Genomic DNA, 24,432 nt, shown 5'->3' with positions numbered 1-24,432 from the left:
TCGGATGTGATTCCGTTAGACGGCGGCCGCCGGCGCGTCTCGCAGCAGCGACGCGACCGACACTTCGAGCCGATCCAGATCGAACGGCTTGGCCAGCACCGGTTGGCCCGCGGACTCGAGGAACGCCCGGCTGCTCGCGCTCACGAGGTCCCCGGTGATGAAGAGCGTCCGCAGCGCCAGCGCCGGATGCTCCCGTCGCAGCACCTCGTAGAAGGCGGGGCCATCGATTCCGCTCATGCGGAGATCGCAGACCACGACATCGAATCGCGACCGTCGCGCCGCGTCCAATGCGGCCGCACCATCGGGCACCGTGATGACGCGGAATCCGCGGCGGCGTGCGTAGCTGCGAATGCCGCGGTGGAGCGCCAACTCGTCGTCCACGAACAGCATATGAATGCCGGACAACGGCGATGCCGACGCATCCCGCGCCGGCGGCGCGGCGTCCTCTCGCACTTCCACGTCTTCGGTCGCCGGGAGCGTCACCCGGAACATTGTGCCGCCGGGACCCGTGTGCGCAATGGAGATGGAGCCGCCGTGCGCGGCCACGATGCCGTAGCTCACGCTCAGCCCCAACCCCGTGCCATCGCGCTTCGTGGTGAAGAACGGCTCGAATACGTGCGCGCGCGCTTCGGCCGGTATGCCCGGTCCCGTGTCGGCGACTTCGATCAGGACGCGATCCTCGTGACGGCGCGTCGCGACGCGGAGCGAGCCGCCGCCTAACGGCTCCATGGCCTGGATCGCATTCGTGACCAGGTTGAGCAGCACCTGTTGGAGCTGGCGGGGATCGCCCTGGACCATCGGCAGCTCGTTCGCCAGCGTCTGCTCCGTCGCAATGCCGAGCGAGGACATCTCGTAGCTCCTGAGCCGCATCGTGCGCTCGATGAGCTCGTTCACCTGGATCGCCGCCGAATCCGATTCGCTGCGCCGCGCGAACGTCAACAGGTCGCGCAGCACCTGGCTCGCGCGCATCGTCTCGGACGCGATGATGTCCACCGATTCGCGTTGATCGGCGGTGATGGCGCCGTCGCGCTGCAACAGTTGGGCGAACGCGCTGATCGTGCACAGCGGGTTGTTCACCTCGTGCGCGACGCCGGCCACGAGCTCGCCCACCGCGGCGAGCCGCTCCGTTTCCGCGAGCCGCGCGCGCATTTCGCGTTCGGCCGTCATGTCGCGTCCGAGGATGAGGACCATCGGTGGATCCGTCTCGGGCAGCAGTCGCGCCGCCAACGCGACCACGCGGATGCCCGCCTCGTGCCGCAGGTGCAGCTCGAGGCGCGTCGGCGCGCCGCCTAACACCTTGCTGAGCTCGGCGCGGAAGCGATCGATCTCTTCCTCGGTCACGAACTCCTCGAGCGTGCGCCCGACGACCTGCGCCGGATACAAGCCAAGGATGTCGCGCACCGCGTCGTTCGCCTCGGCGATTCGGCCGCTCGCGAACAACGTGAGCACCGCGTCCGGCGCGACGCGGAAGAGCGTGCGGAACCGCCACTCTGCCTTACGGAGGGTCTCGAGGAGGTCGGCGTTGGCGAGGGCGACGGAGAGCAGGTCGGCCATGGCTTCGACGTGCGAGAGCTCGCTCTCGGTGAACGAGCGCGGCGCGCGCGCGACCAGCATGATCGCGCCGATGCACTCGCCGCGCCGCTGCAGCGGGATCACGACGACGGCGCGGGCGCCGTCGGCGAGCGGCAGGTCATCCTCCGCGGCCGACTGCTGCGCGTCCGCGGTCCACCACGCGGCGGCGGTCCGGACCACGCGACCCATGGCGGATGTCGAGACCGGGAAGCTCCGTCCGGCGAGCGACGACGCGCCCTCGAGTCCGGCGGTGATCGCGACCTGCACGCGGTCGCCGGAGACGAGGCCGACGGCGCCGCCATCGACGCGCAATACATCCATGGCGGCCTCGATGAACCGCCGGAGGACGCGCTCGGGGGTGAGCTCGAGCGCGATCTGTTGGCCTAACGTCCACATCCGCTGCATCACCCGGTGCGCTTCGGCGAGCTCGGCCGTGCGTGCGTCGACGCGCTGCTCGAGCAGCGAGGCGATCTCGCGCTCGGCGATGGCCGCGTGCTCGAGGACCATGGTCGTGCGGCGGTGCGTCCACAGCGCGTGACCCGCGCGCATCGCCAGCAGCACGCCGAACGCCGTGAGCGCGATGCCCAACGCAATGCTGTGGCCGCGGCGGAACGCGAGCATCGATGCGCTCGACGTGGCGATGAGGATCGCCACGACGATGGAGAAGGCGCGCACGCGCGCGGCGTCGCTGGCGTAGGTCGGCGACTCGACCGACTCGTCGACGGCGCCGGCTGCGCGCCGGGGCTCGTGGATCGTGACCGCGATACAGAGCACGGCGAGCGACCACAGGACGCCCACCGCGCGCGGAACCGCGACGCCGCCCAACAACACCTCGCGCCCGTAGATGAAATTGGCCGCGCCTAACGCAACGGCGCCCCCCGTGAGCCCGGCCGCCAGCCGCGTGCCCAGCACCTCGCCGCGCCACACCAGCAGCAGCACGATGAGAATCAGATTCGCCACGCCGAGCACGTTCCAGCTCAACGCCGCGAGACGCATCGCCGGCCCCGCGTTCGCTGCCGCGCCCGCCGAGGGATACGCCGATACCTGCGTGATCACGATCACCGCCGCCGCGATGAGCAGTAAGGCGTCGACCATCGCCTCGAACCGCATCCAGTTGCGGTGCCGGTAGCGGGTGAGCGCCATCGCGAAACCGACCATCGCGCAGATCTGCACCGCGATGCCCGCGATCGCTTCGACGTAGGGCGGCCGCGGCGCGTGCCCCGTCCACACTTCGACGATCGTCCACGAGGCGCGCCCGATCAAGCCGAATGCCGCGGCTAACGCAAGCGCGGTGAACAGCGCCTGCCGCGTGCCGCGCGATGTGGTGCGCGCATTCGCGAACATCGCCATGCAGGCCGCGAAGTCCGCCGACAACACGACGTCGGCAACGACCGGCGTCGCCGACGCGTGGCCCAGTCCTAGCACTGCGATCGCGAGGATCGCCAGCGCGGCGGCGACCACGACGGCAACCGGCTGAGATGAAATCAATGAAAACCGACTCATGCCCTGCGGGGTATCACTGGAAGGCGCGTCAGAGCCAGAGAAGTGCTGCGAAAGCGCGCGGGCGTCGGGCGTGTCGCGAAACGAAACCGCCAGAGGAAATGACGCCCGAAGGCCTGTTTCGTTGCGTGTAGGCCGGCCGGGCGTCGCTCACGTAATGTCGCCCGGCGTCCGATACCAGGACCGGCGCTGCGCGGCGACCCGATCGGCGGGAGCAGGAGCGTAATCATGTCGATGGCGTGGCGAGACCACGACTGGCAGGACGAAGAAGGACAGGAGCCTCAGTGGTCGGAAGAGATGTCGTTCGGCGACCAGGACGCCTGGCGCGGCGAGCTGCACCATCCCGCACCTGACGACTGGCACGTCGATGACACCAAGTGGCCGGAATGGGACGCGGGCCCGGAATACCAAATGTGGAAGCGCCTCGCGGACGATGAGCGCTGAGCCGGCCTCGCCGGCCTAACGGTCTGGCGTCGAGTCCCGCGCGTACCGGCGTGCGGTTCCGCTATCTGATGATCTTCCCGAAGCGACTCCACCGCACCCGCAGGTCTTCGAAGTCGAACGACATGTAGATGAACATCGGCTTGCCCCGAATGTTCGCGCGCGGCACGAACCCGTAGTAGCGCGCGTCGACGGAGTTGTACCGGTTGTCGCCCAACGAGAAATAGTGGCCTGCGGGCACGACGAAGGGACCCCAGTTGTCGTGCGACGGATGCGCCGGCGCCGGCCCGAAGCGCGATGACTTGAGCTCGAACGGGATCTGCCAATTGAAAATCGAGTCCGGCGCATCGACATAGTCGTACGGCTTGTCGCCCACGCCGAACCCTTGCCGCTGCGCGATCCCGTCGACGTAGAGCATGCCATCGCGCATGTACAACGTATCCCCAGCCACGCCGACCAACCGCTTCACGACCGTCGGGGTGAGCTCATCCTTCACGCGCATGCTCGCCGGCAACCGGTCCTGCGACGGCGACTGATACACGACGACTTCGTCGCGATGCGGATCGCGAAAGCCCGGCAGGTTGTAGTGCGTGAACGGAACGTGCGCGCCAAATATCATCTTGTTGGCGAACAGGAAGTCGCCGACGAGCAGCGTCGGCTCCATGCTTTCCGACGGGATGCGATACGCTTCGACGATGAACGTGGTGATGAAGAGAAAAATCACCACAGCGCCGATGATCGTCTTGCTCCACTCGGCGAGCGCATCGCGCCCGGACTTGCGCGGTCCGCGCGCTTCGGCGACGACGTTGCGCCGCTTCGTCGCGGCCGGTGTGGTTTTCCGGTTCTTGTTCTTCGCGGCCACTGCCATGTGGTGTCGGCGTGAGAGCTGCACGAGCGCGGACGAACTCATCGTCCGGGCCTCGCGATCGCATGCGTATTCTGGGCCGCGACCAGAAGAAAACCAAGACCCGGACCCCTGGATGTACGATGGGGGCGTGCCGCCACGGTACGCCCCCTTCGTCTGCTCGACGCGTGAACCGCCGTCGAGTGAGAGTTACTTCATGTGCTTGCTGGCGAGCTTGGTCATCTCGAACATCGACACCTGCTTCTTTCCGTTGAAGACGCGGCCGAGTTTGTCGTCGGCGTTGATCATGCGCTTGTTCTTGGCATCCTGAAGATTGTTCTTCTTGATGTAAGCCCACAGCTTCTTCGTGATCTCGGTGCGAGGCATGCCACCGCTGCCGACCACCGCTGCGAGCGCATCATCGGGCTGCATCGGACGCATGAACGCCGGGTTGGGCGCACGCTTCTTCCGCGGCGCTGCCTTGCGTGCTGCCTTCCGTCCACCCTTCCTGGCCGCTTTCTTCGCTGTGCGCTTCGTGCCCTTCTTCGCGCCGCGTTTCTTTTTGGTGGCCATCGATGGTCTCTCCCGATTGGTTGAAAGGATCACGTCATAGAGGGAAAAGGGGTCCGTCGCGCCACAAACTAAGAAGGTCCTACAGCAACGCAATAGGGACGCACGCGATTTTTCCCTCTGTACGCGAGCATCTCCATTCGAAATTTCCGCGATGGCGACGCCCGCCAGTGCCGACACATCGTGCGCGACCCATGAATCCGCCACCAAGCTCACCAGCATGCCGAGCGCAGATTCCATGCGCCGCACGATGTGCATCGTCCGCGATGAGCCGACTCCGCGATGCGCTTCTGCAGCACTGCCCAACGCCGGATGAACGAGTCATTGCCGCGCGCCACTCGACGCTCGCAAACCGCCAAGCGCTCATCGACGCCGCGACGGCGCCGATCTAAATGACTCCGCCGGCCGCGCGAAACGCGCAAGCCGGCGGAATAAATACTCTGGAATCAGATCGCGAATCGGTGAACTTTCCTCGCCCGCGACTGCGTTCGTGCCTTGTCCGTCCTCAGCTCCTGTCCGGCCGTGTTCGCGCCGTGTCCGCCTTTCGCTGTTGTCCGGCCTTGTCATCCCTTGTCCGCCTTTAAGGTTGGAGCCGATACCCCGTCTTCCGCACCGTTAGGAGATGGCGCGGCGATCCGGGATCGCGCTCCAGTTTCCGGCGCAGCTCCGCCATGTGCGTGTCAACGGTGCGGCTCACGATCTCCGCATCGTATCCCCACACCTCGTGCAGCAGCTCGAGCCGCGACGCCACCTGACCGTTGCGCTGAATCAGCGCCATGATCAGGTCGAACTCCTTGGGCCTGAGCGGCACCGGCTCGCCGGAGCGCAGCACTTCGTGCGTCGCCGGCCGCACCTCCACTTCGCCGAATCGAACGGGCGGCGGCGGCACCTTCGTCGGGACCGGCATCGGCGACGCCGCGCTGCGGCGCAGCAGCGCCTCGACGCGCGCCAAGAGCTCCATCAGGCTGAACGGCTTCGTGACGTAGTCGTCAGCGCCCCAGCGGAAACCGCGCACTTTGTCGGCCTCATCGCCGCGCGCCGTGAGCACCAGCACCGGCCCGCCAAAGCCATCCTGCCTCAGCAGGCGAAGCAGCCGATACCCATCGAGCTTCGGCAGCATGAGGTCGAGCATGATGAGATCGGGATGTACCGCGCGCGCTTGCGACAAACCTTTCACTCCGTCGCCGGCGATCGATACGTCGTATCCTTCAAGCTCGAGATTGGTACGGAGACCGGAGGCCAGATCGGCATTGTCTTCCACGATCAGGATGCGATGCATGCGAACTCCCTGGCTCGTAGCGACTCCTTGGACCGTACTATCGTGCGGCAGCGAGATCATGCGTTCCTCCTTCGGACGGTATGCTCCCTGCTCCTCCCCCTCCCCCTCCCATACGGGCGCCGGGCAACTCGACGACGAATCGCGCGCCGCCCGTCGGCGCCTCATCGACGCGACAGGTTCCTCCATGCAGCGTGACTAACTGTTGCACGACCGAGAGCCCGATGCCGCTCCCGGTAGACACGGAATACTCGCCACTGTGAAGCCGTACGAACGGATCCCAGATTCGTTTACTCTCGGACTCCGGCACCCCGTCACCTTCGTCATCCACACACAGCACCGCCCGCCCGCGCTCCAGGCTGAGGCTCACGGCCACCGTCTGGCCGTCCGGACCGTACTTCACGGCGTTGTCCAACAGATTGAGCAGAATCTGACGCAGCGCGCCCTCGTCCACCGGCGCCACCACGTTCTCGTCTAACGACAATCGCAGCGACGACTGACGCACTTTCGCCAACGGCTCGAACGACTCGACGATCTCGCGCACCAACGGCGCCAGCGGCCTCGCCTGCGCCGACACGTGCGTGGCGCGGCGTTCCGTCCGCGAGAAGAGCAGCACGTTGTCGACGAGATGCCCCAGTCGCCGCGCCTCCCGGAGGATCACCCGCAGCGCATCGCTGCGACCGTGCTCCGTCGTCACCCGGCCGAACGACAGCGATTCGGCGAACAACACGATCTGAGCGAGTGGCGTCCGCAGCTCGTGGGACATGCTCGAGGTGAAATCCGCACGGAGATGCGCGAGTTCCTCGGCCCGCCGGGCGAGGTGGAACGCGACGACCACCAGTGCGCCCGTGCACAGGAGCAGCGCCACCAGGAGCGGCACCCGATTCCGCGGGATGCCGCCGCGCAACAACCTGTCGGCGGCTTGCTTCCGAACGGCAATCTGGACCGTCGGCCCTTCGGCAAACGACCACAGCTGGTGCGTTGCGCCGAACGCCGTCAGACCCGCCGTCGACGATTCATAGACCGTGCGACCGCCGGCATCGCGCACGGTGATCGTCAGCAGTGAATCGTTAGGCAGACCGTGCGTCAGCGACCGCGGGACGAGCGGCGTGGCCTTGGCGAGCTGGGGCAGAACGGTTTGCGCATAGTTGCGGAACATGGTCGAAAACCCGTAGACCATGTTCGGCGCGCCGTGCACGCCGCGCATCAACACCATCAGGTAGATGCCGGTGTCGTTCGTCGTGCTGTCGATCATCACGTACAGCGACCGTGCACGCGGGTCGGCGCCGCTGGTCACGTTGCTGACGGTGTCGAAGTTGGCCGACAGCGAATCCAGCAACCGCGCCTGCTCGACTTGTCCCGGCGCGTTCTCGCCGCCCACCTGCACCTTGTGCGTGGACAGGTCGTAGCTGAACACGTAGCGCGGCGTCGGGACGTACATCCAACCCCAATCGCGCATCTTGCCCGCGGCGTGCTCGAGCACCGTGAGCGGATACACATGGTCCGCTTCCATCGTTGCCGAGCCGGCGCCGACGGACGACAGGATGGCCATGGAGCCGCCGTAGAGCGCCTTGCCCGCCGCGTCGGTGAAGTTCGCAGCCGCAAATTCCGCGTAGTCGCGCATCGCGTCCTGGGCCGCCGCGCGATGCGAGCTGGTCGAGAGCCAGGCGACCCACGTGATCGCGCCAGCGACGCCAAGCGTCAGCAGCAGGACGGCAACGAGCGGAGCCGCAGATGCACTCGACGGCGGGCGCGGCGAACTCTTGGCCATGCTATCCCTCGTGTTACGAAACACACGCGCTGTCTCGAAGCGGCGGAACTTCGACTATGTACAGCGCAACGCACGGCCGGGTTCAGCCTGACGAAGGTCGGACGTGGTCCGGACTTCATTTGGACGCCGGCGCGCCCCACTTGGTTTACATACGACGAGCGATAAAACGCAGTTTCGCGCTCCCGTCAGGCATTGGACAGCATCATGCCGCGCAAGAGCTGCAACATTTCGACGTCGTTCGGATCCGGTGCGAGATTGTCATCGGCGTCGGAGCCCTCGCGATGCGGGGTCTCGAGGATGAGCGGGACGCCCCTCGCGCGCCGATCCTCCAGCAGCCATCGAAACGGTTCGATCCCAATCTTGCCCTGGCCCAGCAGCGCATGCCGATCGCGATTCGATCCCTGTGCGCCCTCGCTGTCGTTCAGGTGAAAGAACGACGGCGGCTCGCCGCATGCGTCTTCGAATGCATCCAGCGTAGCCCGCAGCGCATCGGCGGACGACACGATGTCGTGGCCGGCCGCAAACAGATGGCATGTGTCGAGTCCATAGCCCGCGCGCTTGCGCAGCACGGCGGGAATGTCCGCCAGAATGGATCCGACCTCGTGCGCCGTCCGTCCAACCGTGAGACCTGCACCCGCGGTGTTCTCGACCAGCAGGCGCGTCGACCCCGACACTTTTTCGAGGGCCTGCGACATCGCGCGGGCGACGCGCGCCATGGCCGCCTCCGGGTCGCCGCCCAACGCAGCGCCGGGATGGAAGCATACGGCGCCCACGCCGAGCGCACTGGACCGTTCCAGCTCCTTGGCGAGACCGGCGGCGGATCGGCCCCACTTCTGCTCGTCGGCGGTCGCCGTGTTGAGTACGTAGGCGGCGTGAACGACGATGTTGCCCGGGTCGATCCTGGTCGACGCGAGGGCGGTACGGAACCGTTCGACGCGCTCGGCGCGAATGGACGACTTGTCGCCGTAATACGTGGGAATCGCGGTGAACAGCTGCAGCGCGTCCATGCCGCCGGCGGCCGCCCGGAGCACGGCGGTGTGGATGCCGCCGGCATCGGACGCGTGCGCGCCGACGATGTAGCGCCGCCCGGCGCCGCGGGCCGCTCCGTTAGGCATTCAGGAACCGTCCGACGACAGATCGATCATCCGCGACCCGCCGCGCAGATACTCGACGCTGCGCGGATCATGCAGCTGCCCGAGACGCCGCACGATGGTCGCGATGCGCTCGCTCTGGGCGTGGATCGATTCGCCGAGGGCGCGCAGCTCGGCGTTGGCGCCGCCGAGGTGCGCGATGGCCTGCGCTTCGATCATGAGCGCGGTGAGGGGGTTGTTCACTTCGTGCTGCACCGCGATCGCGGTCTCGCCGATCCCGGCCAGCCATTGCGCGCGCGCGAGCTTCGTCACGGCGTCGCGCCGCTCGCCATCGAGCACGATGCGCCGCTCGGCGATGGCCAACCGCGCCATGAGTCCGGCCGGATCGAGGGGCTTCATCAGGTAGTCGTCGGCGCCGGCTTCGAGCGCCGCTTCGACATCTTCGGGCGCATCGCGTCCGGTGACGACGAGCAGGAACGTGTCACGGGTCGCTTCGCCCGCGCGGGCGCGGCGGCACACCTCGAGCCCATCGACCACCGGCATGTTCCAGTCGAGCACCGCCAGCGGCGGCGGCTCGCGCTCGATGGCGCGCCACGCCGTGTCGCCGTCGGACGCGACCGTCACCTCGTGGCCGCGGCGCTCGAGCGCGGTGCGCAGCAGCCGTTGCAACACCAGATCGTCGTCGGCCAGGACCACGCGCATCAGCGCCTCCCGTGCGTCATTTGCCGCCGCCTAACGGAGCGACGTCGACCACCGTGAACGCGGCGCTGCGTCCGCCCGTCACCTCGCCCGACGTCCAACCGACCGCCACCACACCGCCGCCTAACGCCACCCGCGGATCGCTCGCCCGCTCGGTCCCCGGCGACACGGGCATGCGGACGGTGAACTCGTGCCCCGCGTCGTACGACAGCGCGACGCCCACCCGGCCGTCATCGTCGTTCGGATACTCGTACGCGACGATCACGGTGTCGTGCCGCGCCGCGACATCTGCGTGCGCCGGATCGTCGCCGTAGAACACGCCCACGGGATCGGGCCACGTCGCGCCCTGATCGCGCGACTGCGCGTACCAGACGCCCGAGCCGCGGCTGAGCGCGATGAAGTACGCGAGGTGCACCACACCGGCCGCCGAGTCGGCGGCGAGCGCCGGGTTAGGCCGGGCGCAGCCCAGCGGCGCCGTGTCGCGCGACTCGGCGGCGACGGGCGCGGTCCAGGATTGCCCGGCGTTCGTCGAGCGCGACACCATGAGCCGCGCACTGCTGTCGGCGCGCGGCTGCCACCACGCGGTGAACCAGTTGCCGCCGCCCGCCGATGCGAACACGATCGAGTTCGGACACGCGCCCGTGGGCGCCACGAACGGCGCGGTCGGCGCCGCATCCAGCGCGGGCGTCCCGCGTCCGTCGACCAGCAGCCGCCAACCCGCGCTCGGCGCGTTAGGCTTCCGCATGGTCTCACGCCACGTGAGCGGCGGACGATCGCACGAACCGACCAGCACTGCCGACACGCCCAGCAGCGCGGCTCGGCGCAGTCCGTCGATGCGAATGCGGGACAGTCTCGATTGCGGGCGCACGCCGACAATCTAACCGGCGCAGCTATGCGCCAGCGGACGGCTCATCGATTGGCGCGCCCATGCGAAGCCCCACCCGGTAGATCGGATAACTCACCGCCAACAACGCCAACGCGTAGAGGCTCAACGTGGTGTCGCCCACCACGGCGCCGATGAGAAAGGCCGCCGAGCCAATCAGGGCCAAGCCGGTGGTCCATGGGTAGCCCCAGGCGCGGTACGGCCGCGGCCGATCCGGCTCGCGTCGCCTGAGCAGGAACATCGCCGAGAACGAGACAATGTAGTTCGCCACGAAGTAGAACGCGGCGATCGCGGTCACGGTCTTGAACACTCCGCTCGCGATGAACCCGAGGGATACGGCCGCGCTCGCCGCGAGCGACACCGTCGGAGTTCCGCTTCTCGACACGCGCGACGCGGCCGCCGGAAACAGTCCATCCTGGCTCATGGCGACCGGCACGCGCGACGACATCAGCAGCAGGGCGTTCACGCTGCTGATCAACAACAGCACCGTTAGGCAGTTGACTACCGTGTAGCCGCCCGGCCCGAAGAGCGCCCGCGCCGCCGACGAGGCAACCAACGACTGGTTCGCCATCCCGGACAGCGAGAGCACGTACGCAAACCCGAGGTTGAGAAGCACGTAGACCGCGATTACCGACACCACGCCGCCGAGCATCGAGCGCGGAATGTCCCGGCCGGGATCGTGCACTTCCTCGGAAAAGTATACGACGCCGTTCCACCCATCGTACGTGTAAATGATCGATTGCATCGACAGCACGATCGCCGCGAACAGCGCTCCGCCGACCGGTACCGCCGCCGGCGCGGCGACGTTAGGCGCCGACCGCCGCAGCAAGAAACACGCGAGAATGAGCGCGATCAACGCCAGCCCTTTGAGCACGCTCGTCACCGCTTGCGACGTGCCGCTCGTGCGCTGACCGCGCCACAGAATGGCCGTGAACACCACGACCGTCGCCGTTGCCACCCATTTCCCAAACGGCGCCATCGCCGGGACCAGCTCGCCCACCGACGTGCCGATCACGATCGACACGGCCGCCGTGCTCGCGCACGTCGACAACCAGTCGCTCCACCCGATCACGAAACCCGTGTACGGGCCGAACGCATGCCGCGCGAACACGTACTGCCCACCCGACCGCGGCAGCATCGCACCGAGCTCGGCGAGGTTGAGCGCGCCGAGGAGTGCGTACACGCCGCCCGCGATCCACACGCCGAAGAACAGTGCCGGAGTGGGCAGCCGCCCCGCGATCTCACCCGGCGCAGCGAGAATGCCGGCGCCGATCGTGTTCCCGATGATCACCGCGAGTCCGAACACGATGCCGAAGACACGCAGAAGTCGTCCGCCGCTCTCGACCTTGGACGCAGTCATTGCTCGTGGGTGACGGATGGGCGGACAACGCGACCGTGACCGACTGGTCGCGCGAGGGGGACGACACGAGCATATGATGCGATGCCGCCTGCGCGCCGGCCAGAGAGCGCGGGCGTTGGCCGCACCGGTTGACCCGCGGTATCTTTAGCGCCCGGCCGGACACACCGCGTCCGCCGTTGGCTCGACGGAGGTACCCATGTCCGCACCAGCTGCCCGCACACGCAAGCGCGCCCCCGCCCAACGCCCGCGCGCCAAGACCGATACCGTCGCACCGCCGGCGAGCGCACCCGCGCCGCAGCACGGCCCCGCCGTCGTGGCCGCCTTCAACGGCGGACGCGCCATTCCGACGCCGATCAACGAGCCGATACGCTCGTACGCGCCCGGCTCGGCGGAACGGAAAGAGCTCAAGGCACGACTCCGCACGATGAGCAGCGAGCGTATCGACATCCCGCTCGTGATCGGCGGCCGCGACGTGCGCACCGGCAACACGGCGCCCACGGCAATGCCGCACGACCACCGCCACGTGCTCGCCGACTATCACCTGGCCGACGCGAAGCATGTGACTAACGCAATCGATGCGGCGCGCACGGCGCATCGCGAATGGTCGCGCTGGTCGCTCGACGATCGCGCCGCCGTCTTTCTCCGCGCCGCCGAGCTGCTCGCCACGACCTGGCGCGCGACGCTCAATGCCGCCACGATGCTCGGCCAGTCGAAGACCGCGTTCCAGGCCGAGATCGATGCCGCGTGCGAGCTGATCGATTTCTGGCGCTACAACCCGTGGTTCGCGCAGGAGCTGTACGACGAACAGCCGCGCTCCGATCACTCGCAGTGGAATGCACTCGAGTACCGCCCGCTGGAAGGGTTCGTCTACGCCGTGACGCCGTTCAACTTCACGTCGATCGGCGGCAACCTGCCCACGGCGCCCGCCCTCATGGGCAACACCGTCGTATGGAAGCCCGCGAGCACCGCCATGCTGTCGGCGCACTACATCATGAAGATCCTCGAGGCAGCGGGCCTTCCCCCGGGCGTCATCAATCTCGTGTCGGGCGATGCCGCGTCGATTTCCTCGCAGCTCATCGGCCACCGCGACTTCGCGGGCGTCCATTTCACGGGCAGCACCGGTGTGTTCAACGGTATCTGGAAGCAGATCGGCGACAGCGTTTCCACTTATCGGTCCTATCCCCGGATCGTCGGCGAGACCGGCGGCAAGGACTTCATCGTCGCGCATGCGTCGGCCGATCCGGCTGCGTTAGCAGTCGCGGTGACGCGCGGCGCATTCGAATACCAGGGACAGAAGTGCTCGGCTGCAAGCCGGATTTACGTGCCGCACTCGCTGTGGCCGGACGTGCGCGACCGCATCGCGGCGATGATCGACGAGATCGCCGTGGGCGACGTGGCCGATTTCCGCAACTTCATGGGCGCCGTGATCGACAAGAAAGCGTTCACGAAAATCAGCGAGTACATCGGCGAGGCGAAGCGCAACGCGCGCATCATCGCCGGCGGCGGGACTAACGGAGGCGAAGGCTACTTCATCGAACCGACGCTCGTCGAGACACGCGACCCGGGATTCCGCCTCCTGTGCGAGGAGATTTTCGGGCCCGTCGTCACCGCGTACGTGTACCCCGACGCGAAATTCGAGGAAACTCTTTCGGTCATCGACCGCACGTCGCCGTACGCGCTCACCGGCGCCGTGTTCGCGACGGATCGCGCCGCCGCGCGACTGGCCGCCTCGGTGCTGCGCGACGCGGCCGGCAATTTTTACATCAACGACAAGCCGACCGGCGCCGTCGTTGGGCAGCAGCCGTTCGGCGGCGCCCGCGCGTCAGGCACCAACGACAAGGCGGGCTCCAAGCTCAACCTCACCCGCTGGGTGAGTGCGCGCGCGATCAAGGAGAATTTCAATCCACCCACGGACTACACGTATCCGTTCATGGGCGAAGCCTGATGCGGGCACGGTTCTACACCTGCGACGTCTTCACGAATCAACTGTTCGGCGGCAATCCGCTCGCGGTCTTCCCCGATGCGACCGGCATCCCGGAAGGCTCGCTGCAGCGCATCGCACGCGAGTTCAATCTCTCCGAGACGGTATTCGTCTATCCGCCCGAGCGCCCCGAACACACCAAGCGCCTGCGCATTTTCACGCCGGCCGCCGAGCTGCCCTTCGCCGGCCACCCGACGGTCGGCGCCGCGCACGCGCTGGCGACGTTAGGCAAAGTGCCGCTCCGCGGCGCCGAGACGAAGATCGTGTTCGAGGAGAAGGTGGGACCGGTACCGGTGCTCATCCGCGCCACGGATGGCAAGCCGACGTTCGCGCAGCTCACCGCCGCGCAGGCGCCGGAAATCGGACCGCCGACGCCCGGCCGCTCGGTGCTCGCCGACGTGCTGGCCCTGGAGGCGGCCGACATCCAGGGCGGCATGACGGCGCCGCAAGGCGTCTCCTGCGGCTTGCCGTTTCTCATCGTGCCGCTCAAGGACCGCGACGCCGTTAGGCGCGCACACGTGCGCATGGACCACTGGGAATCGTCCATCAAGTCGTACTGGGCGCCGCAGATCCTCGTGTTCTCGCGCGACGCCGAGCGCGAGGACGCCGATGTGCACGCGCGCGTGTTCGTCCCCGGGCTGAGCGTCCCCGAAGATCCCGCCACCGGATCCGCCGCGACGGCTCTCGGCGCCTATCTCGCCGCGCGCGACACGCGCGCCGACGGCACGCTGCGCTGGGTCGTTGAACAGGGTATCGAGATGGGGCGGCCCAGCCTCCTCGAGATCGTCGTCGAGAAGACGGGCGGCGACATCCAGAGCGTAAAGGTGGGCGGCGAAACCGTGATGGTCTCGGAAGGACAGATCGAGACAGGCGACTGACGGCTCCGACTGTGACAACGACCGCCGGGGAAATCGCCGCTTCTCCGCGTGCCGCCGGCCGCCCGATTGCCGCGATCGTCGTCGGTGGTGTGATCGTGGGCATCCTCGATCTGGCGTACGCGATCATCGTGTACAGCCCGAAGCATCCGATCCTCATCCCGCAGGCGATCGCCTCCGGGCTGCTCGGCCGCGCATCGTTCTCGGACGGCGCGCCGTCGGCGGTACTCGGCGTGATCTGCCACTTCACGATCGCGTTAGGCGCGGCCGCCGTGTTCTACGCAGCGAGCCGGACCTGGCGATTTCTCGTCCACCGGCCGGTGTTGAGCGGCATGCTCTTCGGCGCGTGCGTGTACGTGGTAATGCACGTCGTAATCGTTCCACTCTCGGCCGCCGGCCCGAGCCACCTGTCGTTCGCGCTCAAGAGCGCGGAGTTCGTCGAGCACTGGTTCTTCGTGGGCGTGCCGATTGCATTGTCGGTGCGACGGTTCGGCGGCTGAGCGGCTGGCCTCGTGCTGTCGAACCGAAGGTGGTGCTGGCCCGGGCGAGGCGCCGCCTAATCCGCCCGGTGCGCTCGCACGGGGTACAGGGCCGAGCATCAATGCCCGGCGGTCTACTCGGCGCGCAACGCCGTCAGCGGATCGAGACGCGCCGCCCGCCTCGCCGGAATCCAACACGCGAGCAACGACGCACCGGCCAGCACCCCGGCCGCCACGGCATACGCGACGACATCGAACGGCCCCACGCCGAACAACAGCCGCGCCAGCGCAGCGCCGGCGCCCGCAGCGGCGATGGCGCCGATCGCGATGCCGCCGCCCGCCAGCCGCAGCCCGTCCCGCACCACGAGCCGCGACACATCGCCCGGTCTCGCGCCTAACGCAACCCGCACGCCGAGCTCCGGGGTTCGTTGGACGACGGCATAGGAGAGCACGCCGTACAGTCCGACCACGGCCAGCGCCAGCGCCGCGATCGCGAAGCCCGTCAGCAGCCACACCAGGAAGCGCCGGGTCGCAACCGACCGCGAGACCACGTCGCCCAGCGTCGTCCTGCCGTACACGGGGAGCCCGCCATCCACCGACCAGATCGTCCGCCGCATCGCATCGAGCAGACTCTGCGGATCGGACGCCGTCCGCACGATGAACACCGCGAACTGCGTCGCGCCGCTCTCGAGCTGGAACACCGACCCGTAAATCGTCGGCTGCACCGGCGCGTCCAGGCCGCCCACCCGCACGTCGCCGACCACCCCCACGATCGTGAGCGGCCGACCGCCCCACCGCACCACCCGGCCCACCGCGTCTCCGTTAGGCCAGTAGTGCCGCGCCATGCTCTCGTTGATCACCGCCGACCAGGGCGCGCTCGGGACGTCGGCCGCGCCGAACGTGCGGCCGCGCAACAACGGAATCCGCATCACGCGGAAATAGTCGTCGCCGACGAGCGCGTTGGCAGCCCAGTGAAACTCGTTCGGATCGCGGCCGTCCACCGTGAACCCGATCTCGCGCTCGTCCGCAATCGGGAGATGCGTCGTCAAGCCAACCGCCTGCGCGCCGGGCAGCGCACGCAGTCGCTCGAGGATCGTTCGCTCGGCGGTCCGACGCTTGTCGTCGCTCGCGTAGCGATGATAGTCGAATGTGGTCCGCGCCACGACCACGCCGTCCGGATCGAATCCGGGCGGCACCTCGAGCACGTGAATCAAACTGCGCACGAGCAGGCTCGCGCTCACCACCAGCACCATCGCGCTCGCCGCCTCGAACACCACGAGCGCGCTTCGCAGCTTCTGCCGCCCGCGTCCGCCCCCCACATCACGTCGCCCCGATCTGAGCGTCTCGCCCGCATCGCTCTTCGCCGAGCGGAGCGCCGGCACGACGCCGCACACGAGCGCTGTGACTAACGCCAGCACCGCGGTGAACGCCAGTACGTGTCCATCGATGCGCGCCTGTGCCAGTCCCGCGATGTTGTCCGGTCCGAATCGCCTGATGATGCCCACCAGCGCCGCGGCCAGCCCGATCCCTACACCCGCGCCGACCGCGGCCAGCACCAGCGCCTCGATCAGCGCCTGCCCGACCACGTGGCCGGCGCCCGCGCCTAACGCGCGCCGCAGCGCCACTTCCGGCCGCCGCGACACGGCGCGCGCCAGCAGCAGATGCGCCGCGTTGGCGCAGGCGATGAGCAGCACCACCACCACCGCGCCGGCGAGCGCCAGCAGCAGCGGGCGCGCATCCGCCCGCGCGTCCGCCACCAGTCCGTCGACCATGGTCTGCGTCTGCACGTTCCCGGCGTAAATCTGCGGATACTCCTCGCGGAACCCGTCGACGATTCTCGTGAGGTCGGCGCGGGCATGGTCGAGCGTCACACCCGGCGCGAGGCGCGCGACCATCCGCACATCGTAGCTCTCCGCGCGAGCGGCGAGCGCGGCGCGCGTGAACACGAGAGGCGTCCAGAGGTCCGCCTTGTCGGAGAGCGGCATGCCCGGCCACGGAAACTCGAACCCGCGCGGCATCACGCCAACCACCGTGAACGATTCCTCGTTCAAACGAACCACGCGCCCAACGACGGATGCATCGCCGCCGAAGCGACTCTGCCACAACGGGTAGCTCAGGATCGCGACCTTGCCGGCACCTTCCTGCCCGTCCGCCGCGGTGAAATCCCGGCCGAGGACCGGCCGGACGCCAAGCGTCGCAAAGAGATTGCTGGTCACTTCCGCCGCGGCGAGACGCTCGGGCGGCCCGTCGCCAGTCAGGTCGAGCTCATTGTTCTCGAAGCCCGCCATCGCCGAGAAGACCCGGTTCCGGTCTCGATAGTCCACGAATTCCGGCAGCGACGCGCCCAACCGGTCGCCGCTTCCGCCTAACGCCGGCAAGCGCTCCCACACCATCACCAGCCGCGAGGGCGCCGTGTAGGGCGGCGTCCGGAGCAGCACCGCGCGGATCAACCCCGCCACGGCGCTGTTGGCGCCGATGCCCAACGCAAGAGTCACGATCGCCGCCGCGGCAAACACCGGGCTGCGGCGCAGCGAGCGAATGCTGTATGCGAGGTCTCGCCGGAGCATGCCGGCGCGTTCGCGCCCTTCGCGGCGCCGCTCGCGCTGCACGGCGGACTCGCGGAGCCGCTGCGTCGCCAGCTCGATGGGTCCGAATCGCGCGAGCGCTTCGGCCCGCGCATCCTCCGGCGACAGGCCGCGCGCCACGAGCTGCTCCACGCGCTGCTGCAGATGGAACGCCACCTCTTCGTCCATCTCCGCGCCCACGCGATCGCGGCCCTCCGACAGCCGCAGCAGCCGCCTAACGCGCCGCTCGCTCATCGCGCACCCCGCGCGCGCATCACGCCGGCGCGGCGCGCTGGCGCGCGGTGAGGATGCTCGTCACCGTCTCCGCGTAGCGCACCCACCGCGCGCTTTCAGCGCGCAGATGCGCACGGCCGGCCGGCGTGATCCGGTAGTACCGCGCCCGACGATTGTTCTCGGTTACTCCCCACTCGGCTTCGACCAGACCGCGCTCTTCCATGCGATGCAGCGCCTGGTAGAGCGCGCTGTCATCGACGTCGAGCCGGCCGCTCGAGTGTGCCTCGAGCCACGACGTGATCTCGAAGCCATGCATGGCCCCCCACGACAATCCCTTGAGGACCAGCACATCCAACGTCCCCTTGACCAGGGGCAACGCCTCGGCCGCCATTGAGACTCTCAGTGAATAATCTCACCTGAGAGTCTAGGACAAGCGACGCGGCCTGTCAACCGGCCGGCGCGGGACCGGCTACGTGCCGGTGCGCATGAGCGCCTGCCCGGCCCGCTGCACCGCGATCGCGCGCAAGTTCGGCGTCCAGATGCTCACGCGGTTGCGTCCGCCGTCTTTCGCCGCGTACAACGCCTCGTCGGCGCGCGAATGCAGATCGTGCACCACGTTCTCGTCCGTCACGCGGTCGGCCACGAGTCCGATGCTCACCGTCACCGGGACCTTGCCCGAAATCCCCTGGAAACGGCGCTTCGAGACTTCTTCCCGTGTGCGCGTCGCCAGGCGGAATGCGCCGGCGGCGTTCGTCTCCGGCAAAAGCAGCATGAACTCGTCGCCCCCGGTGCGGGCCACCACGTCGCCCGTGCGCGCCACCGACCGCAAGAGCTCGCCCACTTCCTGGATCACGGCGTCGCCTGCCAAATGCCCGAAGGTGTCGTTGATGGTCTTGAAGTGATCGACGTCGATCGCAATCAGCGCCAGCTCGCGCCCGGTCCGCGCTGCCCGCGACACTTCGCGCGCCAGCTGCTGCTCCAACCCGCGCCGGTTCTGGCATCCGCTCAAGGCGTCGGTCATCACGAGATTCGCGAGCTGCGGGCGCACGCGGTTGTACGCGCGGCCCACCAGCGTCACGCTGTCCGGCCGCTTGTCGGCCGCGGCGTCGTACTCGCCGGAGAAGTCGCCGCCTTCCGCCCGATCGAACAGCGAGACGATCTCGTTGAGCCGCCAGTTGAAATTGCTGTAGTGGACGATGAACGTCGCGGCCGCCACCGTGAACACCGCCGCCGTGCCTAACTCGGACGTCCAGGACAGCACGGCGCCGTTCGCGATCGCGTTCGACACCAGGCCGAGGTACCCGGCCACGAGGCCGCCCAAGACCATCCAGGACAGCCGCCGTCCGAAATAGAATTCGGTGAGGTGCAGAATCGCGAAACCGCCTAACAACACGCGGTCGTAATGCTGCGGCGGGATCAACAGGTACGCGATGGCCAGCATGAACAACACGTCGGACGCCATCGTCACCGCCACCATCCAATCGCGCGCCGCGCCGCGCCGGCGGGCGCTGCGGCTCAGCCACAAGTTGACCACCAGATAGCTGAGCAACGTCAACAGCCCAACGCGCGGCGACCGCGTGACGGTCGCCGTGAGGTGCAGGATCAGCCCGACTGCGCCGGCCAAGGCCGCGAATCCCGCGCGAACCTTGCCCTGCCACAACAGCACCTCGGCGTTGGTCTGCTCGTGGGCGTGTGACGGCGTCGTAGTCGAGAGTGCGTCTGGCATCCGCTATGACTGCGTGGTGAGCGCCACGATGGGGAGCGCAGACGCCGGCGCACGTCCCTTAGGAAAAGCGACGAAAGCGCGTGCGACGTTCGGCAACCTGGCGATTGCTGCACAGCGTGCTGGCGTGCTCTTTCGACGACGCGCCCAAGCACGATGTAACCAGTCGACGACGCGTCGCCCGCTGCCGCCAGACGACCCGCTGACTTACTTCGCGCGCCGAATCCGCCCTTTGACGATCCGATTCCGCTCGTCCACGAACACCACCCTCGGCGCGAACAGCGCAAGCTCGCTCTCGTCGTAGTCAGCGTAGCTCATGACGATCACCGGATCGCCCGGCGCGCCCATCCTTGCCGCCGCCCCATTCAGCTGGATGACGCCGCTCCCGCGTTCACCCTCGATCACGTAGGTCTCGAGTCGCGAGCCCGTATTCACATTCACCACTTGCACTTGCTCGTAGGGCTCCAGATCGGCCGCGTCCATCAGGTCGCGGTCCAGAGTCAAGCTCCCCTCATACTGCAGATCCGCGCCGGTAATCGTTGCGCGATGGATCTTCGACTTGCACATCCTGCGACGCATAGTGTCCGCGCTCTCACTCGTAGATGCCAGATTCCGCGCCCGGACCTCTCCGCCCCGAACGCTGTTTTCTCTCTTGAAAGATAGCCGACCCGGTAGGCCGATCACGACAGATCCTTTCCGCCAAAAAATCCCTGTCCGTCCGTGTCCGTCCTTGTCCGTCCGGTCCGCCTTTACGGGCGGGTCTCCAAATACAGCGCGCCCCGCCAGGACCTCGACGGCTGGATGCCGTGCGCGACATCCACATGTAGCAAACCGTCCAGTAACGACAACCCGACGCCCGCGCCGCTGATCGGCCGGCCGGGCGACCACCACTCGCTCCGAGACCCCGCCCAGCCGATGTCGAAGAACACCGTTGGGCGAAGAGCCAGGAGCCCGTACCCGAGCTCCGCGCGGCCGAACCAGTACGCGTCGCCCGCCTCCGCACCCATGATCTGGCCGCGCACGGTCTGCGCGCCGCCGAGGTACCACAGACGTTGCGGGGCGACGGTCCCGACGCTCGTGCCCGCACTCGCGCCCAGCGATGCGCTGAGCCCGGACCAGATGCCGCGCGACACCGATGCGTCGAGCGATCCGCGCCCGTAATCGAACGTGCCGCCCGCTCCCTCGAGCGAGGCGCCGAGGCCGACGCGCCAGCCGGCCGGGTCGAGTCCGAAGTCTTCGTGCGCCGACACCACGCCGCCGGCCTCGCCGGCGCGCGCGGCGCGAATGTTGGGCGGCGCGCCATCGCGCGCGCCTAACGCATGATACAGCGAAAACGGCGTGTTGACGTCGGCATTCCGTTGGTCCTCGGCGAACGCGCGCCACTGGATGGTGGCTCGTCCGTCACGCCGGCCGCCGAGCTCCACACCCCACGCCCGATAATAGAATGCATCGTCGTTGCCCAGCATCAGCGCCCCGATCGAGCTGCCAAGCGAGAACGGGTCGCCCCACGGACTCGCCGGCACCAATCTCCGGTAGGTGCCTAACGATAACGTTCGTACGCCGTCCGACCGCTGCACCTGCGCGTCGAACCCCGGCTGCAGATCCGCGACGCCGATGCGGCCGGTGACGCTTCCCGACAGCCCGGCGCCGAACTGCTCGTCCAGGCGCGCGCCGAGCGACAACCCTTCCACCCGGTTGTAACGGGTCAGCCCATCCTCGAGGCCGTAGTGCAGAGACGGCGCACCCGGACTCCAGCCCGGCTGCACGCCTAACCCAAGCGACTTGAGCACCGCATCGCGGTCCGGAACGCCGAAGGTCTCCGCGCCCGAGTCGAAGATCGACGGCGGCAGCTCCGGCGAATGCGCCAACGCCGCCGTGTCGCACGGAATCCGGATCTCGATCGGCAGCGCGCCGTCGTGGCGCATCTGATATCGCACGAGCGTGTCGGCGCGCGGGCATCTGATCGACTGCATGTCCGGATCCTCGTCGTCGTCGCCGTGCCGGCGGTCGCGGCGACGAGCCGTGCGGATCGAATCACGCCGCGCTTCACGCGCCGAATCCGTCACCGCGGCCATCGCGATCGGCGGCAGCGAATCCGCCACGTTCACACTCGCGTACCGGAAATTCTGTTCGACCGAGAACGTCGCGTGCGTCGGGCCCATGCGCGCGCGACCCTCGATGGTCTGTACGCGCGGCATCCACCAGCGCTCGTCCACCAGGCCGTACTCGACGATGAACGCGGAGATCGTCGCGCTCATCGGGAAGATCAACGGCTTGACTAACGCTGGAACGTCGTCGAACGAGTGCGGGTCGTCGCGACGGGCCATGTCGGCGATGTCCATGTCCGCCGCGGGGCGGTACACGGCGCGCACGAGCTGCCCGGATGATTCATCGATCCACAGCGAGCCGACGATCAAGTCGTACCGCGGCGAGCGCGGAATCACCCGAATCTCGCGTAGCCGAATCCGCCGGCCGTCCGGAAACGCCAGCGACACCGAGTCGCCGGTCGCGAATCGATACATCGACTCCGCGCCGTCCTCGAGCGGATGAATCATCGGCGAGTCGTGCCGCTGGCGCGATCGCACCACTTCCGAGAAGCCAACCAGGCCCTCGCGACCCGGGAAATACGGCACCGGATTGTCATCCAACATCTCCGACAGCACGCGCGCACCCGGATACGCGAGCGGGATCGCCGTGCGCGCCGCGAGAATGTCGATGTGCGCACCAACGCCGCGCGTCCAACGCACGCGCGATGCACCTTCGCTGCGGATGAGGAGCCGCTCGGGACCGTGCGCACCCAGCCCGAAGTTGACGGTGAAGCGGCGCTTTGCCGTCGCGTCGTATGCTTTGAGCGACGAATCCTGGCTGACGCGCGCCGCCCGCGCACGAGCCACGAGCGTGCGCGCGCTCGAATCCTCGTACGCGTTGGCGATTTGCGCCGGCGTCGCGACCAGAGGAGTGTCGGCGCGCGTCGACGTCTGCGCGGTGTCTCGCGCAGCGTGAGCCTGCAATGCGAACACAACTCCAAGCCAAAGCATCATGCCGCCGGTCACGTGGGTGTCGTGTGCGCCGTACGAGCGCCTGCGCAGTCCGGTTTCGTCGGCCGGCCCCATTGCGATTTCATGCGCACGATCGCCGATTCCTGCCATGCGATTCTCTGCTCTAGCGGCGACGCTCGCCATGCTCGCGGCGCCGGTGACCGCGGCTCATGCCCAACGATCGGCCGCGCTCGACTGGAACGCGTTGGGCGACACGGCGGTGCAGCTGCTCGCCGACTACATCCGCGTCAACACGACAAACCCGCCGGGCAACGAGATGGCGGCCATCAAGTTCCTGATACCCGTCCTCGAGCGCGAAGGGTTCACGGTGCAAGTGCTCGACACAGAATCGACGGCGCTCGGTCCGTCGCGGGGAAACCTGTACGTGCGCCTCACGGGCGACGGCGCCAAGAAAGGCATCGCGCTGGTGCACCACATGGACGTGGTGCCGGCGACGCCCAAATTCTGGAGCGTCGATCCGTTCGGCGGCGTCATCAAGGACGGCTACATCTACGGTCGCGGCGCGTTAGACATGAAGAGCGAGGGCATCGTGCAGCTCATGGCGATGATCGCCCTCGAACGCTCCGGAATCCATCGTACGCGCGACATCGTGTTCATCGGTAATTCCGACGAAGAGCTCGGCAGCAGCGGCGCGCGCATCTTCGCATCGCGGCACGCGAATCTGCTCCATGGCATCGAGTACCTGCTCACCGAGGGCGGCGACAACCTCGTCCACGACGGCACGCTCGAGTACGTCGGCGTCAGCGTCTCGGAGAAGCGGACGTTCTGGCAGCATCTCACCGTGCACGGGATCGCCTCGCACGGATCGCGCCCAACGAAGAACAACCCGGTGCCGCGCCTTGTGGCGGCGCTCGACAAGCTCGCGCACTACGAGACACCGCTGCACGTCACACCGGGCGTCGCAAAATTCCTGCACGACATCGCCCCGACGTACTCCGGCGAAGAGCGTGCGTGGCTCTCCGACGTGCGCACCGCCCTACGCGATCCGCGCGCGCGCGCATGGATCACGAGCAACATCTACTGGAATGCGATCCTGCGAAACACGATTTCCGAGACCGTCCTCTCGGCATCGAACAAGACGAACGTCATCCCATCCGAAGCGACCGCGGAGCTCGACATCCGATTGTTGCCCGACGCCGATCCGGCTGCCGTGTTGGCGCGGCTCCAGGCCGTGGTGAACGACACGGCCGTGCACTGGACGCCCTTCGCGCCGGTGAACGCGCCGCTCGAAAGCCCGATCGACACCGATCTGTTCCGGGCAATCGAGCGTGCCGCGCGCGACCGCGTGCCCGGCGCCATCGTGACCACCCCGATGCTCACGGGCGCCACCGATCGCCCGTACTATCGAGCGTTAGGCATCGTGACCTACGGCTTCGACCCGTTCCAGGTGGAGAGCAGCGATGCCCAGCGGGGCGTCCACGGCAACGACGAGCGGATCTCGACGGCCAACGTCCGCGCCGGCATCCGGTACCTGTACGACGTACTCCGCTACGCGCAGTGATGGCCGCCG

Annotated in this window: 20 protein-coding genes; 6 read left to right on the top strand and 14 right to left on the bottom strand. The window is 67.8% G+C overall.

What is annotated here, in order from left to right; genetic code table 11:
* Positions 1-15: 15 nt before the first annotated feature.
* Positions 16-3,075, bottom strand: a complete 3,060-nt coding sequence (locus VFW04_14255; GenBank protein HEX5180495.1) for an ATP-binding protein — start codon at positions 3,073-3,075, stop codon at positions 16-18.
* A 225-nt stretch (positions 3,076-3,300) separates the two neighbouring features.
* On the opposite strand from VFW04_14255, the gene VFW04_14250 reads away from it, so the two are divergent.
* Positions 3,301-3,516, top strand: a complete 216-nt coding sequence (locus tag VFW04_14250) for a hypothetical protein (protein ID HEX5180494.1) — start codon at positions 3,301-3,303, stop codon at positions 3,514-3,516.
* Positions 3,517-3,577: 61 nt separating this feature from the next.
* Here VFW04_14250 and lepB read toward each other — a convergent pair whose 3' ends face one another.
* Together lepB and VFW04_14240 are read right to left on the bottom strand one after the other, a co-directional pair.
* Positions 3,578-4,423, bottom strand: coding sequence for a signal peptidase I (gene lepB / locus VFW04_14245; GenBank protein HEX5180493.1), 846 nt, complete (start codon positions 4,421-4,423; stop codon positions 3,578-3,580).
* 144 nt (positions 4,424-4,567) lie between these two features.
* Positions 4,568-5,167, bottom strand: coding sequence for an SWIB/MDM2 domain-containing protein (locus VFW04_14240; GenBank protein ID HEX5180492.1), 600 nt, complete (start codon positions 5,165-5,167; stop codon positions 4,568-4,570).
* 26 nt (positions 5,168-5,193) lie between these two features.
* On the opposite strand from VFW04_14240, the gene VFW04_14235 reads away from it, so the two are divergent.
* Positions 5,194-5,319, top strand: a complete 126-nt coding sequence (locus VFW04_14235) for a hypothetical protein (protein HEX5180491.1) — start codon at positions 5,194-5,196, stop codon at positions 5,317-5,319.
* Positions 5,320-5,507: 188 nt separating this feature from the next.
* Here the strand turns inward: VFW04_14235 and VFW04_14230 are convergent, their stop codons facing one another.
* The 6 genes from VFW04_14230 to VFW04_14205 all read right to left on the bottom strand — a co-directional run bounded on the left by VFW04_14230 (position 5,508) and on the right by VFW04_14205 (position 12,007).
* Positions 5,508-6,206: a response regulator transcription factor gene (locus VFW04_14230; protein ID HEX5180490.1), complete on the bottom strand. Its 699-nt coding sequence runs from the start codon at positions 6,204-6,206 to the stop codon at positions 5,508-5,510.
* A gap of 37 nt (positions 6,207-6,243) precedes the next feature.
* On the bottom strand, positions 6,244-7,974 hold the full coding sequence (locus VFW04_14225) for a HAMP domain-containing sensor histidine kinase (protein HEX5180489.1): 1,731 nt from the start codon (positions 7,972-7,974) through the stop codon (positions 6,244-6,246).
* A gap of 185 nt (positions 7,975-8,159) precedes the next feature.
* Entirely contained in the window at positions 8,160-9,089 is a 930-nt protein-coding gene (locus VFW04_14220; protein HEX5180488.1) for a deoxyribonuclease IV, read from the bottom strand.
* Entirely contained in the window at positions 9,090-9,767 is a 678-nt protein-coding gene (locus VFW04_14215) for a response regulator (GenBank protein ID HEX5180487.1), read from the bottom strand. It abuts the gene before it with no gap.
* 16 nt (positions 9,768-9,783) lie between these two features.
* Positions 9,784-10,632: a sialidase family protein gene (locus VFW04_14210; protein HEX5180486.1), complete on the bottom strand. Its 849-nt coding sequence runs from the start codon at positions 10,630-10,632 to the stop codon at positions 9,784-9,786.
* Between the two features lie 22 nt (positions 10,633-10,654).
* Entirely contained in the window at positions 10,655-12,007 is a 1,353-nt protein-coding gene (locus VFW04_14205; GenBank protein ID HEX5180485.1) for an APC family permease, read from the bottom strand.
* Between the two features lie 196 nt (positions 12,008-12,203).
* Here VFW04_14205 and pruA point away from each other — a divergent pair, with 196 nt between their 5' ends.
* From pruA to VFW04_14190, 3 genes are read left to right on the top strand one after another with little or no spacing between them, the layout of a single operon-like run.
* On the top strand, positions 12,204-13,952 hold the full coding sequence (gene pruA, locus VFW04_14200) for an L-glutamate gamma-semialdehyde dehydrogenase (protein HEX5180484.1): 1,749 nt from the start codon (positions 12,204-12,206) through the stop codon (positions 13,950-13,952).
* Positions 13,952-14,866, top strand: coding sequence for a PhzF family phenazine biosynthesis protein (locus VFW04_14195; GenBank protein HEX5180483.1), 915 nt, complete (start codon positions 13,952-13,954; stop codon positions 14,864-14,866). The genes pruA and VFW04_14195 overlap by 1 nt, the downstream gene beginning before the upstream one ends.
* Before the next feature lie 11 nt (positions 14,867-14,877).
* Complete coding sequence (locus VFW04_14190; GenBank protein ID HEX5180482.1) at positions 14,878-15,363, top strand: hypothetical protein; 486 nt, start codon at positions 14,878-14,880, stop codon at positions 15,361-15,363.
* 113 nt (positions 15,364-15,476) lie between these two features.
* Here the strand turns inward: VFW04_14190 and VFW04_14185 are convergent, their stop codons facing one another.
* The 5 genes from VFW04_14185 to VFW04_14165 form a co-directional block, all read right to left on the bottom strand.
* On the bottom strand, positions 15,477-18,161 hold the full coding sequence (locus tag VFW04_14185) for an ABC transporter permease (GenBank protein ID HEX5180481.1): 2,685 nt from the start codon (positions 18,159-18,161) through the stop codon (positions 15,477-15,479).
* Positions 18,162-18,180: 19 nt separating this feature from the next.
* A complete protein-coding gene (locus VFW04_14180) occupies positions 18,181-18,531 on the bottom strand; it encodes a PadR family transcriptional regulator (GenBank protein HEX5180480.1) in 351 nt (116 codons plus the stop codon).
* Positions 18,532-18,609: 78 nt separating this feature from the next.
* Positions 18,610-19,866: a GGDEF domain-containing protein gene (locus tag VFW04_14175; protein ID HEX5180479.1), complete on the bottom strand. Its 1,257-nt coding sequence runs from the start codon at positions 19,864-19,866 to the stop codon at positions 18,610-18,612.
* A 204-nt stretch (positions 19,867-20,070) separates the two neighbouring features.
* Positions 20,071-20,442 carry an aspartate 1-decarboxylase gene (panD, locus tag VFW04_14170; GenBank protein ID HEX5180478.1) on the bottom strand — a complete coding sequence of 124 codons (372 nt, stop codon included), beginning with the start codon at positions 20,440-20,442 and terminating at the stop codon, positions 20,071-20,073.
* 170 nt (positions 20,443-20,612) lie between these two features.
* Positions 20,613-23,012, bottom strand: a complete 2,400-nt coding sequence (locus VFW04_14165) for a hypothetical protein (GenBank protein HEX5180477.1) — start codon at positions 23,010-23,012, stop codon at positions 20,613-20,615.
* Here VFW04_14165 and VFW04_14160 point away from each other — a divergent pair.
* Entirely contained in the window at positions 23,011-24,423 is a 1,413-nt protein-coding gene (locus VFW04_14160; GenBank protein HEX5180476.1) for a M20/M25/M40 family metallo-hydrolase, read from the top strand. The two genes, VFW04_14165 and VFW04_14160, sit on opposite strands and share 2 nt — an antisense overlap.
* Positions 24,424-24,432 lie beyond the last annotated feature (9 nt).

Source organism: Gemmatimonadaceae bacterium (genome assembly GCA_036273715.1).
In the GTDB taxonomy this organism is placed as follows: Bacteria; Gemmatimonadota; Gemmatimonadetes; order Gemmatimonadales; family Gemmatimonadaceae; genus JADGGM01.
This window is presented reverse-complemented; position numbering and strand designations above follow the sequence as displayed.